The organism is Corynebacterium sp. HMSC067D03 (genome assembly GCF_001811185.1).
GTDB classification, from domain to species: domain Bacteria; phylum Actinomycetota; class Actinomycetes; order Mycobacteriales; family Mycobacteriaceae; genus Corynebacterium; species Corynebacterium coyleae.
Window position 1 is genome coordinate 190,041 of record NZ_KV803780.1, and the last position, 12,781, is coordinate 202,821.

The following is a 12,781-nucleotide window of genomic DNA, read 5'->3' on the forward strand; positions in this document are numbered from 1 at the left end:
AATGCCTAGGAACAAAACTCGGGGCACTTCAGAGTGGAAAGGTACTTTGGGTCGCGGAACAAAGCCTAAAGGTGCTCTAGTTTGAAGTGCTATCGCCTCGCTTTTCGATTGGATATCGGGGGTTCTGATCGGCCGGTTCTGGCATCGCTTTTGATTCAACGTCGATAAGTTGATAGTTGAAAATTCGATTGCTGGGTGGCGGGACGAACCGTAACTTTCATGCTTCACTGTTCTTCTATGGTTTCCATCGATGCAACTCTGGGTGCTTAATGTGTTTATTAAGGCGTTTCATTCTGGCCGCGTAGTAATAGCGCTGGTGTTGTGCTTGCTGGCTCTTACTCTGTGGGGCTTGCGCGTTTCGGTAGTCGCACCTGTCGACATTGGCACTGGGGTGCTTTTCTTCTTGCTAGCAGCTACATTGCCTCTGGCGGCATATCGGCCTACTGTCGCCGCTCTGGGGCATCTTGCGCTGTTTGCGGTCGCAAGCTTTTCCGCTCGTTCTCCAGATTTGGTGACGTTGACGTCCGTTCTGATGGTTACTGTAGTTACTGCGCAACGCAGGTATAAGACTGGAGTAGTCCTTGCAGTTTTTACGACACTACTTGGGTTTTACTCCCCGGATAAAAAGTCGTTTAGTGTGGATTCGCAGTCTGTGACCATCTTTAGCCTCATGATGGTTTGCGCATTTGCCGTTGGGTGGTTTATCAACACGGTGAATACAAAAGAAAGGCAACGCCATCTCCAGATACGCCAACGTAAGGCAGAAGTAGCTGGGCTTCTCCATGACACGGTAGCTGCTGATCTAACTGCGCTGATAGTTAGGCTTGAAGCATTGGCGATCTCCACGCCGGAGATAGAGCAAGCTCTACAGAAGTGTGCTACCACAGCGCGTAAGTCAATAAGCGGTATTCGCGCGTTAGTGGACGAGCTCAATGCCCAGGCGATCAATCATCAGCAAGCGACTGTGCCAGCGCTAACCACGACACTGATACAAACTAATCGCGCGCTTCAGGAGGCCGGATTTCATGTTGAATCCACCGCGAATATCAGCGTGGATCCCGGCACTGAGTCTATCGACAAGGCGCTCAGTCGATGTTTGTCTGAGGCCAGTGCCAATATCATCAAGTATGCCGTACCTGATTCCATGGTGAGAATGACTGCAACTGCAGATGCCAAACAAATCATTGTGACTCTCGCTAACACTTATAGACCGGGGCGTGGGCGAGCTGGTTCCAGCCATTTTGGTTTAGTATCTATGCAGCGAACGATTGCCGCCGTAGGCGGAAACATGACACTGGATAGCGCTGACGCCCGTTGGTCGATTACTTTCCATGTCCCCGTCTGAAAGGTTTCGTCGTAAATATGAATTCCGTGATCTCTCTTATGCTTACCGTTAGCCTTGTGGCAGGATCCCCCGTAACAGTCGAGGTACCTCCCGCTGAGAGGAAACCGGTGACTCATACATACCAGATTATTAAGGACTGGCTGGGGTGCAGTAAAGGTCAAACCCATCCTTGGTGTAGTAAATGAGCGCCAGGATCCTCCTTGTTGATGATGATCCCGTAATCCGGGAATCCTTTCCGCTTTACTTCTCTAAAACCCCAGACCTAGAGGTTGTTGCCACCGCCGCGAACGGGCGCTGCGCGCTGACATGGCTCGATAGTCATACCTGTGACGTTGTGTTGTCCGATGTCCGCATGCCCGATATGGATGGAGTCGAATTACTGAAACAGACGAACAGTTTCGATGAACCACCTGTTTTTGTTGTGATGACAGCTTACGACACTGACGACACGATGATTACTTCTCTTGCGCGTGGGGCGTCCGGGTACGTCATTAAAGGACAACCTCCGCAGGTAATTATTCAGGCACTCAGAGATGCGCTTAACGGAGGGACCAGTCTCTCACCCCAATGCGTGAAACGGCTGGTAGCTCAATCCCCGTGGGGACGGTTTGTCGAACGAATGGCACACGCTTCATTAACCGATAATGAGGAAGCTGTCATGGAATTGTTGCGCCGAGGAAACAGCAATAGACAAATAGCAAAAGAGTTATTTTATTCTGAATCCTATATAAAGAAAATAGTGTCTTCTCTTCTGAAAAAAATGGACTGTAGCTCTAGGGCGGAACTTATAGCTCTCCTGAACTGAGCTAATTGTTTCGGCGGAGTACTTTCGCTGTCTGGAAAAAGGCTCTTGGCGTCAGCTAGAAGTCACGAAGAAGACGACCACTACAGCCACGAAGCCTGTGCAGTCCGCATTCTGCCAATCCGCAAGCCGCGGCTACGTCAAGAAAGTGACAGTCGAGGTAGATCATGTAAAAGTCGTCTTCAACGTGTCCTTCGTACGTGTACATGCGGAACATTCCCCAGTAGATGTCGCGGATCGCTTGGGCGCCGCTTGCGTGCGGGTCGTTAGTGCGTTGGTTGCGAAACATCGGTTCGATTGCCGTGGTCATGGCCCCCTTTGCAGGGTCGTCAATAGCAATATCGAACACACGAACGAGCGTCAGGGGATTAACCAGCAGAAATAAAAAGTAATACGGTTGCCTATTCGAACACTTTGGGTTATTGTGTGAAAATCATATAAAACGACCGCGACACGCAAGGTGGAGCAATTGCTTTTCGACGCCACCGTGATCCCACGCAAACCCAACCGCGTCATGCCTGGGGTGGTGCATCTACCTGCGTTTTTCACCTCTGATGAGCAGCGGGAAAATATCGAACAAGCGCGCGAATTGGCGAGGTCGGTTGCCGACACGCCGGTGGCGATGCGCCAACCACGGGTAGGCAAAGGGCAGATGGATGCGTGGATGCTGTCGCTCGGGTGGTTCTGGGCGACGAATCCGTACCGCATGCTGCAGGAAGTCGATGGATATCAGGTACCGCCGGTGCCGGAGAATTTCCAGCGGATCGCAGGGGAGGTGATGGATCGGGCACGCGAGATTGACCCGCGGGTTGGTGAGACTCCACGTGTGGAAACGGCGTTAGTGAATTTCTACCCGCCGGGCAAAGGAATGGGTATGCACGTCGATGCGGAGGAAGAATCTGAGAACGCGGTGGTCAGCCTGTCGTTCGGTCAGGACTGTGTGTTTCGCATCGAGGGGCACGATATTCTCCTCATGTCCGGGGATGCCCTCGTGTTCGGTGGCCCAGCCCGCCGCGCGAGACATGGCGTGCTGGGGGCGAAGAAGGGGACGTCGGCGCTGCTAGAAGGAAGACTCAACATCACGATGCGGCAAATGGAGAAGTGATGATCGCACTGCTTGGAGTCTGGTTCGCGGCAATCGTCAGCCCAGGTCCGGACCTGTTTCAGATCATCCGGGTTGGCGCGAAGAATCGACGGGATGGCATCCTGTGCGCGCTCGGCATCATGCTGGGCAACACGGTGTGGATCGTCGCGTCGCTGGCGGGTCTGAGTGCGTTGATTCAAGCGTTCCCGGAGATCCTGTCGGTGCTGCAGATCGTCGGTGGCGCCTACTTGTTGTGGATGGGCATAGGCGCGATTCGGGCGAGTGACCCGGAGTTGCCGGAAGCGCAGCAGGTGAGCAGACCGTTCCTCACCGGTGTGGCGACGAACCTGTCCAACCCGAAGGCCGTCCTGTTTTTCGGGGCGATCTTCGCCCAGTTCGCACACGTGGGCTGGTGGGCGGCGCCGTTACTGATCGTCACCGGCATCGCCTGGTTCGTCGGGTTCGCACTGGCAGTCCGCGCGATGGCCTCCAAGATTGAGCGTTACGGCAGGTGGATCGACGTGGTCACGGGCGTCATCTTTATTCTTCTGGCCACATGGATGCTGTGGGAGGGCCTACACTTCGGCGCATGAGCGAACAAAAGGTTGCAGTAGTCACAGGTGGTTCCGCGGGTATTGGCGAGGCGACGTGTCGGGCCCTTGCCGCCGACGGCTGGAAGGTCATCGTGGCGGCTCGGCGTCTGGAGAAGTGCCAGGCGATTGCCGACGACATCGGCGGCGTTGCAATCCACCTCGACGTGACGGACCCGGCCAGCGTGGCAAAACTCAACGAGCTGGAGCGCGTGGACCTGCTGGTCAACAACGCGGGCGGTGCGAAGGAAACCGACTACCTGCGTGATGCGGATGACGCGGACTGGGAGTGGATGCTCGAGACCAATGTGATGGGGACGATGCGGGTCACCAGGGCGTTGTATCCGCAGCTCAAGGCATCGGAGGGGCTGGTGGTCAACATTGGATCGGTCGCGGGCACGGACGCGTACAAGGGCGGGTCCGGCTACAACGCGGCGAAGTACGGTCTGCGCGGCATGACCAGGGCGATGCGCAGGGAGGAGGCGGAAAACAACATCCGCGTGTGTGAGCTTGACCCGGGCCGGGTGGAGACGGACTTCGCGCTCAACAGGTTCGGCGGCGACGAGGAACGTGCGCGGAAGGTCTATGAGGGCAACGTCAACCTGACTGCAGAGGACATTGCGGAGGCGGTGCGGTGGGTGGCGAGCCTGCCGAAGCGGGTGAACATCGACACGATGAGCATCATGCCGGTCGACCAGGCAGACCGCTAGACTGCCCTACATGCATATGGACGTGTCGATTTCGGGCGAATCAATCAAGCTCGGACAGTTCTTGAAACTGGCCAACCTGGTGGAATCCGGTGGTCACGCGAAGGAAGCGATTGCGGGAGGCGAGGTGCTGGTCAACGGTGATGTGGTCACCTCGCGGGGGCATTTGCTTTACGACGAAGACACCGTCTCGATCGGCGACGCCTCCGCAACAGTGATGACGGACTCGGACGGCGACGATTACTTCGATGAGCGCACCGCCAACGACGATTTCGATCCGGAGAAGTGGAGGAACATGTAATGCCTGCATTCGAAGGCAAGGACGGCATGCCGTTTTGGCAGGACCTGATGACCACGAACGTGCTGAAGTCCACGCACTTCTACAGCAACGTATTCGGATGGGAGATTGTCGACGGGACTGCCTGCAAGGATGGGCTGCCGGTGGCGGGCCTAGTGTCGGCGAAGGCTGATGGTTGGGTGACGTCATTTATGGGCGGCGGCGAGGTGGAGAAGCTCGGTGGCCGTGTCCTGAGCGCCGACGATGAGTTGACGCTGTGTGAGGACCCGTCCGGCGGTCTGTTTGGCCTGATGGATCCGGAGGAACGCTTCGTCGCGGCCGGTGAGCCGGGGGTGCCGGTGTGGTACGAGTTGGTGACCACGGACCAGGCCACCATCGATTTCTACGGCGACCTGTTCGACTGGGAGATCCGCGAGGAAGACGGTTACTTCCTGGCGTTTGAGGACGGTGCGCCGTTCTTGGGTATGTACGTCGGCGAGGCGGCGTCGTGGGTGAGTTACTTCGGTGTGGAAGACCTCGAGGCGGCGTGCAAGGCGGTCGAGGCGCACGGCGGCACGGTGCTCGTCGGGCCTGGTCAGGGCGCGTTTGGGCCGATGGCGGGCATTGCGGATCCGAATGGGGCGCAGTGCTTCATCGTCGAGGTTGAAACACCCACGTTTGAGGAGATCAGCGAAGCGGACTCTGTGCTGTGAAACGTGTAGGGGCGGCGTTGCTGGTGGCGTCGTTAAGTTTTCCGCTGAGTGCGTACCACGTGGACCCGTCGTACAACAGGGACCGGACGGGTCTTGCTGTGGTGCATCCGGACGGACGTGTGTCCATTTCGCCGAAGGCGGAGGAGGCCCGGCCGGCGCTGTCGCTGGCGAAGCTCTATCTGGGCTACTACGTGCTGTACAACGGCACGAAGGCTGAGAAGAAGCAGGTGGAGGAGATGATTGCCTCCTCTGATGACGGGATTGCCAGCACGTTGGATGCGAAGTATCCGGAGGCGATCGATCAGATTGCCGAGGACTTTGACTTGAAGCAGACGGCACGTGGTGTGTCGTGGGGGAAGTCGCAAACTTCGGCGCGGGATCTGGCCACGTTCATCGCGTCGATTGTGTGGGACCCGGCGGCGAAACCGCTGTTCGCGGGCATGGAGAAGCAGACCGCGGTGGCGTCGGACGGTTTCATCCAGGGGTTTGGCACGGCCCGGTTGAAGCGTGTGAAGGGCTCGAAGATGGGTTGGTCAGACGACCGGGAGAGTGCGACGGGCTCGGTGTCCTGGGGTGAGATCGGCAAGGAAACGTGGGCGGTGGCCGCACTGACGTACGGCACCGCCTATGAAAACACGGTGGATACCAACGTGGGTATCAACCAGGTCAACGACGGAGATGCTCCGCGACATCCTGCACTCGACGGCGGATTTCTGCCGGTGTGGAAATGAACCCCTTGGCGTAGTACTCGGTGCCTTCGAGCCCTGACCCAGCCGGGACCTGCACAAACCCCTCCCGGTTGGTGGTGGGGAAGGTGAAGACGTAGTCGTCGGCGGTGGGGGCTGGGGTATCCCCAAGCACCCAGGCGGTGACGGGGCCGGGCAGTTGGTCGACGGCGCGTTGGGCGTCTTCTGCGCGGTCGACGTCGAGGATCGTCGTGCCGGAGAGTTCAGCAGCAGCGGCCACGTCGGGGCGCCACAGCATCTCTTTGGCATTGTCGGGCCCGTCCCACACGGAGACGGCCCACGCGCCGGTCGGGTTGCTCGGTTTGAACACAACACCGAGCTCATGCTTCTCGACGACCACCTCACCCGACCACTTCGTCGCCGGCATCGCATGATCCACCGCACTGCCAAGCATGAGCATGGCGGCGTGTGTGATCCTGTCTGGAAGGAGTGCCAGGTAGTTCGGGCCGTCCTCGTAGGTCGCCTCGATGTAGGAGGCGAGCTGCTCCAACTGCAGTTCCGGCGGCAGGTCGCGCTTAACGCCGCCGACGTTGAAGTTCGGGTCGCCCTGTTCGTTGAGCGGGTATTCCTCTACCAAATCGTCACCCTGTCCTCGGGCTCGATCCACATCTTGGAGCCCTTCTCCACGTCGAAGGCGTCGTAAAACTCGTCGATATTCGCGGCGATGACGTTGCAGCGGAACTCGTTCGGGGCGTGCGGGTCAATGGCCAGCAGCTGTGCCGCCATCTCCGGACGGGCCTTGGAACGCCACACGCGAGCCCACGCGTAGAACAGGTTCTGGAAGCCCTCGCGGGTTTCTTCGAGGCCCTTGTCGGCGAGGTATTTCTTGTACGCCACGACGGCGATGCCGAGTCCGCCAAGGTCACCGATGTTCTCGCCGAGGGTGAACTCGCCCTTCACTCCAGAGGTGTCGGTGCCCTCCAAGACGGACGGGACGAGACCGTTGAACTGATCGACCAGTTTGGAGGTGAGTTTCTCGAAGTTGGCGCGGTCCTGTTCGGTCCACCAGGAGTTGAGGTTGCCCTGGCCGTCGTAACGCGAGCCCTGGTCGTCGAAACCGTGGCCGATCTCGTGGCCGATCACCGCGCCGATCGCGCCGAAGTTCTGGGCGGCGTCGGCATCGGGGTCGAAGAACGGCGGCTGCAGGATCGCGGCCGGGAAGGTGATGTCGTTGACTACCGGGTTGTAGAACGCGTTGACGGTCTGCGGGCTGGACACCCACTCGTCGCGGTCGGATGGCTTGCCGATCTTGCCCAGCTGGTAGTCGTGCTCAAACGCGGCACCGCGGCGCACGTTCTCGACGAGGTTGTCCGTGAACTCCAGGCCTTCGTAGCTGCGCCACTTGTCGGGGTAGCCGATCTTGGAGTTGAACTGGGAAAGCTTCTCCGCGGCCTTCTTCTTGGTTTCTTCGCTCATCCAGGGGAGGTCGGCGATGCGGGTGCGGTAGGCGTCGATAAGGTACTGCACCAATTCCAGCATCTGCTCCTTGGACTGCGGCGGGAAGTGGCGCTTGACGTATTCGCGTCCGATGTCCTCGCCGATGAGGGATTCTGCGAGGGCCACGCCGCGCTTCCAACGGTCGCGCTGCTGGGTCGCGCCGGAAAGCTTCTTGCCGTAGAACTCGAAGTTTGCCCTTCCGATCTCCTCGCTGAGCACGCCGGCGCGGGAACGCAGGATGTTCCACGCAGCCCACAGCTGCCAGTCGGCGAGCGTTTCGCGGCGCAGCATTGCATCCAGATCCGCGGTGTAGGAGGGCATCATGTCGATGACGCGGCCGTCGGGGAGGCCGGAGGCGCGAAGCATCTTCTGCACCAGCGGCGGCATGTCGGAGAGTTCGGCCGGGTTGTAGGTGGCGATCGCGTCGCGCGACTTCACCACATCCCAGTGGGAGTCTGCCAGCGCCTTCTCCACGTTGATAATGCGCTGTGCGGCGATCTCCGGGCTCAGGCCCAGCAGGTACTTCGGGGCGAGGAACTCGAGCATGCGCGCGACGTGGTTCTCATAGTCAGCGAGCGTCTGTGCGTGTTGTTTCTCGTGGTAGTAGGCCTCGTCGGGAAGCCCAAGCCCCGATTGCACGAGGTACGGGACGGAATCCTCGCCCTGGGAATCCTTCTCCACCCAGTAGGTCAGCGGTGCGCCAATGCCTGTGCGCTCCAAGAGCCCTAACTTTTCGACGAACTCCTCAACGCTCGCCACCTCAATCAAGTCCAAGTCTGCGTCGATCGCAGAGATGCCGGCAGCGTTGACGGCATCTACATCCATAAAGGAGGTGTAGAGGGGGTGGCCGTCGGAAAGAATGGCGTGAACATCTTCCTCCGCCTTGTCGCGCAGGGCGTAAAACGCGCCGTCAATACCGCGGTCAGCGGGGATTTCGTGGTTGGCGACCCATTCGCCGTTTACTACTTCAAAGAGGTCATGCATGCCACCATGCTACGGAATTGGCACCTGGATCGGGGCCAAAGATTGCTCAATAATCCAGTTCGAAGCTTCCCGCTGCTGGCCGAGGGTGTAGCTGCCGTGCAGGCGGATGTCGTGGAACACGGTGAACGCACCCAGCCCAAGGGAGCGGAAGAGGTTATTGAACTCCGCAAACGGGATCTGGCCCGCCGCCAGGTTGGTGCGCATCGCCGGGGAGACGAGTCCGCGGTGTGCCTCGTTCATGTTGCACACCAGGTCGCCGGCGTTGCAGATCTCCAGCACGCGGGGGCCGAGCTCGCCGTAGCCCTCCGGAAGCGGGCCAAGAGAACCGCGGGCGTGCGGGGAGGTGCCGTGGGACAGCACCGCACCGTTGTCACCCTGGTACGGGTTAGCAAACAGGGCAACGCCCGAAACTTTCTCTGGGGCGATCGGGCCACGACCGTGGGCGATGTCGCTGGTCAGGCGCGCAGCGATGTCGGCGCCGAGGGAGTAGCCCGTGAAGGAGAAGCGTGCGTTCGGGCACGAATTGGACAGGCGAGTGACAGTATTTCGTGCCTTGTTGTAGCCCGTGGCCGATGCCTGCTTGTAGCGCGTGGATGCAAACGGGGTGGAGCGGTACGAAACCCAGACTGGCTCGATCTCACCTGCGGTGCCGAGGCGAGTGAGGATGCCCGTCATGAACACGTTGCCGCCGTGCGGCACGTAGTCGGGGATCCCCTCAGCCGTGTTCGCTCCGCCCGGCACCGCCACAAGGTAATGCGGGGCGCAACCCTTCTGCTTGAAGGGCTGTGCTTCCGCAACAGTGGTGGCGGCGAGGACGCTGAGCGCAGCGGTGCAGGCTGCGAGAACTTTTCTGAGTTTCATGACAAGTGCATCTTAACCCTGCTCGTCAGGGTTTCGCACCTTCATCGGTCCGGGGGTGTACAGGCCGGAACGTGTGGTCACCTCGGTGTCCACGTGTGCCAACTCGGGAACGTCGCCGACAGAGTTGCGGCGCGGCTCGTACTGCGCCACCGAACCCCAGTCGCGCTGCCAATCGTTCTTGAGGTAGCCCGGGATCTCATACGAGGTGTTCACGGCCTCCGCAGGGGCGAGCGCGCCGCCGCCGAGGAAGTCCATGAAGCCAGAGAGCTGCTGCTTGCCCGGGGCGTCCGGCATGATGCGGAACTCCGGAATCTCCGTCACGCCGTTGGCGTGGAAGAACGGGCGCTGGCAGGGGTATTGGAACGCGACGGTCCAGTCGAGCAGGCCCGGGGTGTCGGAATCGAAACGCTCAGACAGCGGGATCAGCTTCGGGTTGCGCAGCGGGGTGACCGCCAGCCAGTCCTTCTCCGCAAGGGAGGTGTCCTCGCCGACGAGACGCACCACGTTCGCCTCCTCCGGCAGGTCCGCCAGCGGGAAGCGCAGGTTACGCCACAGCGGGGTTGGGCCCTGGTCCAGCATCTCTACCTCGCCGAGCTTGCGCACCACACCGTCCTTGTTGGTGCCGTACTCCAGCTTCAGCTCGGTGCCTTCCTGCTCCACGCCATTGATGTCGTGGTGGGCGATGCGGCCGGCGACGGAGGTGACCAGGAGGGGGCGGTCGTCGCTAAGCTGCGGCAACTCGTACCACGTGGTCTCCAGCGACGCGGACTGCTTCGGCTCGTCATCGAAGGTGCCGGCAACCGGGATGCGGTTGTAGTCCAGGCCGAACGGCAGGCGCACGGTCGAGCCGTTCACGCCGCGCATCGACTTCGGACGGTTGCCCTGGGTGTTCACACGAGAGGTGGACTGGGCTTCGTCGGAAGCGGGATCGACGTCGGCGGTGTCGTCGTCAGACAGTGTGTCGCTCAGCGTGCGGTCCGAAGTATCGGCCGTCTCCGAAGCGATGAATGCCGGCACGCCGTCCGGAGTGAAGCCGATGTTCTTGCCCGCATCCAGGGACTTGCCCAGCGGAACGCCACCGACGGGGGTGAGGAAGGACTCGTTCGTGTCGTCCTCCAGAAGCACGTCGCCGCCGAGGGCACACACGTCGCCCTTGAACGACTTCACGTTGCCCATACCCACCGAATACGCCGGGGCCTGGGAGACGAACGACTTCACAAACGTCAGGCACGAGAACGTCACCATGAGGATCGCAAACACGGCGATCGGCGCAGCCATCACGCCCGACCAACGGGTGCTGATCGTGCGCGGGCCGCGCATCGACTGCACCACACCAATTGCGAACACCACCAGGGCGATCGCCAGCACCACAGTGTTGGCCTCGATGGCCTTGAACTGCACAGTGCGGTCCCACCACGGCACCGCGAACGAGGACACGTACCACCACGCGTTCCAACCCGCCAGGGTAAACGCCATGAGGAACAGCACCGCAGCCATGGCAAATGTGCGGTTGCGGTCCGACTTCATCGCAATCCGGGAGAGCACCACCGCACCCACAGCAGCGATCGCGCCGCCGAGGCCCGCGTAGATGCCGAAGTGGTGCGTCCACTTCGTCGGGGTGAACAGCAGGAAGAACGTCGCCATGCCCAGGATCAGCATCATGCGCTTGGTCGTGCCGGTGGTCTTGTCGCCCTTCGCCAGCGCCCACAGGATCAGGCCGGTGCACAGCAGCAGCACGAACATGGGGAAGCGGCGCGACATGGAGCCGTCGACGGTCTGCTCGAGAAGCGTTGCGTAGCGAGTCCACTCCTCAAACCAGCTCAGGGCAGGGCCGACCTCGGAGCGCACCTTCGTCGCCTCCAGCACGGTGGCCAGGGTTTGGTCGTGGAACACCGGCACCATCACGGCCAGGCCCGCGCCCATAAACGGCGCGACGTAAGAAATTCGGGGCTGCGGGCGCGAACCGATCATGCGCAGCACCGCCGGCAGAGAAATCAGGAACACGCCAACGGCTGCGAGGCCGGTCGGGCCACACGCCAGAGTAAACGCGGCGGTCACAGTGCCCCACGCTGCCGGAGTAAGACGGTCCGTGGCAATAGCGCGCTCGAACAGCGCCCACGTACCCACCAGGCCAACCGCAATGATCGGCTCGGGGCGAGTGCCGTTGTTGTACGGCAACCAGAACGCCAGGAACACAAACGCGGCCGTCCAGTGGGCGACCCTGCGCCCGGCGATCTCCGGGCCCAACTTCGGCAGAATCTCGCGCGAGAGCAGCCACCAGGTGCCCAGCGCTGCGAACAGGGCCGGTAGGCGCATCCACATCGACGCAGTGGTCACCTCCGACAGCAACGACAACACGTCGTAGAACGGGGAGCCGAACGGGGCTTCCGGCACGCCGTACCAGCGGTAGTAGTTGGCCATGTAGTCCGTGTTCGCGGCCACGCGCGCCATGGTCAGCAGGAACCCATCGTCGGATGTGTTCGCGCCGAAGATGTGCCAAAAGCCAAGGACACCGGCCACGACGCCGTCGAGAGGCTTCAAGCCCTTTGCTTGACGACGACGATAGCGCGCCGGACCATCCAACTTCCTCAACGCCCACAAACTGACCAGGGCGCTCAGCAGGCCGCCCCACATCGCAATGCTCTTGATCAGCGTCGGGGAGGACGTGAAGCGGGAGTTGATGTTCATATGGGCGGACAGGCCGTCGTCGATAAGCGTGTGCTTATTCTCAAGCTCCGTGTACATACCCGTGACCTGCGGGCGGTAATCATCCTCGCTGGTCTCCGAGTGGGACGTGCCCGGGATCTCAACCGTGGTCTCCTCGTGCGTCACGCTGACGTGCAGCTTCGCATCGTCGGGGAGGTTGCGGACTTCGGCTGGGGTGAGCTCGAAAAGGACGTCGTTGAGGGAAGTCACCACCAGGCCGCCGTCGGGAGCGGTGATGAACAGGCCACGGTCCGTCGCCTTATTCGACGACTCCGGCAACGTACCGAAGATCAGACTCTGGCCCTCACGCAGTTCGCCGACGCTGTTGGCCGGCACCGTGACCTCAAGGTCCTGCGGGGCCAACGAAATCAGCGGTGCGTTGATCGAACCAACCGTGTCGTTCTGCGGCCACGACACGCTCGCCTCCGTCTGCTTCACCGGCAAAAACGGGGTGAGCAGCAAAAGCACAAACGCGATGAGACCAGAAACGGTCGCAATAAGACGAGTAGATCCAGTTTTCACTCCGGTC

At 60.6% G+C, this 12,781-nt stretch carries 13 protein-coding genes; 8 read left to right on the forward strand and 5 right to left on the reverse strand.

Going from position 1 to position 12,781, the window contains the following annotated elements; genetic code table 11:
* Nucleotides 1–250 precede the first annotated feature (250 nt).
* Entirely contained in the window at nucleotides 251–1,345 is a 1,095-nt protein-coding gene (locus HMPREF2785_RS00810; RefSeq protein ID WP_083308798.1) for a sensor histidine kinase, read from the forward strand.
* Nucleotides 1,346–1,526: 181 nt separating this feature from the next.
* Complete coding sequence (locus HMPREF2785_RS00815; RefSeq protein WP_070484946.1) at nucleotides 1,527–2,150, forward strand: response regulator; 624 nt, start codon at nucleotides 1,527–1,529, stop codon at nucleotides 2,148–2,150.
* 55 nt (nucleotides 2,151–2,205) lie between these two features.
* On the opposite strand, the gene HMPREF2785_RS00820 is transcribed toward HMPREF2785_RS00815, so the two are convergent.
* Nucleotides 2,206–2,457, reverse strand: coding sequence for a hypothetical protein (locus HMPREF2785_RS00820; RefSeq protein WP_070451955.1), 252 nt, complete (start codon nucleotides 2,455–2,457; stop codon nucleotides 2,206–2,208).
* Between the two features lie 150 nt (nucleotides 2,458–2,607).
* On the opposite strand from HMPREF2785_RS00820, the gene HMPREF2785_RS00825 reads away from it, so the two are divergent.
* Genes HMPREF2785_RS00825 through HMPREF2785_RS00850 form a run of 6 tightly spaced genes read left to right on the forward strand, consistent with a single transcriptional unit; the run spans nucleotide 2,608 to nucleotide 6,249 of the window.
* A complete protein-coding gene (locus HMPREF2785_RS00825; RefSeq protein WP_246821117.1) occupies nucleotides 2,608–3,252 on the forward strand; it encodes an alpha-ketoglutarate-dependent dioxygenase AlkB in 645 nt (214 codons plus the stop codon).
* Complete coding sequence (locus HMPREF2785_RS00830) at nucleotides 3,252–3,824, forward strand: LysE family translocator (RefSeq protein ID WP_070484947.1); 573 nt, start codon at nucleotides 3,252–3,254, stop codon at nucleotides 3,822–3,824. Before HMPREF2785_RS00825 ends, HMPREF2785_RS00830 begins: the two co-directional genes overlap by 1 nt.
* Nucleotides 3,821–4,531 carry an SDR family oxidoreductase gene (locus HMPREF2785_RS00835; RefSeq protein WP_070451952.1) on the forward strand — a complete coding sequence of 237 codons (711 nt, stop codon included), beginning with the start codon at nucleotides 3,821–3,823 and terminating at the stop codon, nucleotides 4,529–4,531. Before HMPREF2785_RS00830 ends, HMPREF2785_RS00835 begins: the two co-directional genes overlap by 4 nt.
* A gap of 10 nt (nucleotides 4,532–4,541) precedes the next feature.
* Entirely contained in the window at nucleotides 4,542–4,829 is a 288-nt protein-coding gene (locus tag HMPREF2785_RS00840; RefSeq protein ID WP_070421990.1) for an RNA-binding S4 domain-containing protein, read from the forward strand.
* Complete coding sequence (locus tag HMPREF2785_RS00845) at nucleotides 4,829–5,518, forward strand: VOC family protein (RefSeq protein WP_070613867.1); 690 nt, start codon at nucleotides 4,829–4,831, stop codon at nucleotides 5,516–5,518. The genes HMPREF2785_RS00840 and HMPREF2785_RS00845 overlap by 1 nt, the downstream gene beginning before the upstream one ends.
* Complete coding sequence (locus HMPREF2785_RS00850; RefSeq protein ID WP_070484951.1) at nucleotides 5,515–6,249, forward strand: hypothetical protein; 735 nt, start codon at nucleotides 5,515–5,517, stop codon at nucleotides 6,247–6,249. The genes HMPREF2785_RS00845 and HMPREF2785_RS00850 overlap by 4 nt, the downstream gene beginning before the upstream one ends.
* On the opposite strand, the gene HMPREF2785_RS00855 is transcribed toward HMPREF2785_RS00850, so the two are convergent.
* The 4 genes from HMPREF2785_RS00855 to HMPREF2785_RS00870 are packed head-to-tail and all read right to left on the reverse strand — an operon-like array spanning nucleotide 6,185 to nucleotide 12,774.
* Nucleotides 6,185–6,841, reverse strand: a complete 657-nt coding sequence (locus HMPREF2785_RS00855; protein WP_070484952.1) for a hypothetical protein — start codon at nucleotides 6,839–6,841, stop codon at nucleotides 6,185–6,187. The two genes, HMPREF2785_RS00850 and HMPREF2785_RS00855, sit on opposite strands and share 65 nt — an antisense overlap.
* Nucleotides 6,835–8,685, reverse strand: a complete 1,851-nt coding sequence (locus HMPREF2785_RS00860; RefSeq protein WP_070613870.1) for a M13 family metallopeptidase — start codon at nucleotides 8,683–8,685, stop codon at nucleotides 6,835–6,837. The genes HMPREF2785_RS00855 and HMPREF2785_RS00860 overlap by 7 nt, the downstream gene beginning before the upstream one ends.
* Nucleotides 8,686–8,694: 9 nt before the next feature.
* Nucleotides 8,695–9,546, reverse strand: coding sequence for a cutinase family protein (locus HMPREF2785_RS00865; RefSeq protein ID WP_070613872.1), 852 nt, complete (start codon nucleotides 9,544–9,546; stop codon nucleotides 8,695–8,697).
* 12 nt (nucleotides 9,547–9,558) lie between these two features.
* Nucleotides 9,559–12,774 carry an arabinosyltransferase domain-containing protein gene (locus tag HMPREF2785_RS00870; protein ID WP_246821118.1) on the reverse strand — a complete coding sequence of 1,072 codons (3,216 nt, stop codon included), beginning with the start codon at nucleotides 12,772–12,774 and terminating at the stop codon, nucleotides 9,559–9,561.
* Between the last annotated feature and the right edge of the window lie 7 nt (nucleotides 12,775–12,781).

Bases quoted from the DNA above. Each gene is read 5' to 3' on its own strand.
- HMPREF2785_RS00810 (WP_083308798.1), top strand. From the start codon at position 251: ATGCAACTCTGGGTGCTTAATGTGTTTATTAAGGCGTTTCATTCTGGC.
- HMPREF2785_RS00815 (WP_070484946.1), top strand. From the start codon at position 1,527: ATGAGCGCCAGGATCCTCCTTGTTGATGATGATCCCGTAATCCGGGAA.
- HMPREF2785_RS00820 (WP_070451955.1), bottom strand. From the start codon at position 2,457: ATGACCACGGCAATCGAACCGATGTTTCGCAACCAACGCACTAACGAC.
- HMPREF2785_RS00830 (WP_070484947.1), top strand. From the start codon at position 3,252: ATGATCGCACTGCTTGGAGTCTGGTTCGCGGCAATCGTCAGCCCAGGT.
- HMPREF2785_RS00835 (WP_070451952.1), top strand. From the start codon at position 3,821: ATGAGCGAACAAAAGGTTGCAGTAGTCACAGGTGGTTCCGCGGGTATT.
- HMPREF2785_RS00840 (WP_070421990.1), top strand. From the start codon at position 4,542: ATGCATATGGACGTGTCGATTTCGGGCGAATCAATCAAGCTCGGACAG.
- HMPREF2785_RS00845 (WP_070613867.1), top strand. From the start codon at position 4,829: ATGCCTGCATTCGAAGGCAAGGACGGCATGCCGTTTTGGCAGGACCTG.
- HMPREF2785_RS00860 (WP_070613870.1), bottom strand. From the start codon at position 8,685: ATGCATGACCTCTTTGAAGTAGTAAACGGCGAATGGGTCGCCAACCAC.
- HMPREF2785_RS00865 (WP_070613872.1), bottom strand. From the start codon at position 9,546: ATGAAACTCAGAAAAGTTCTCGCAGCCTGCACCGCTGCGCTCAGCGTC.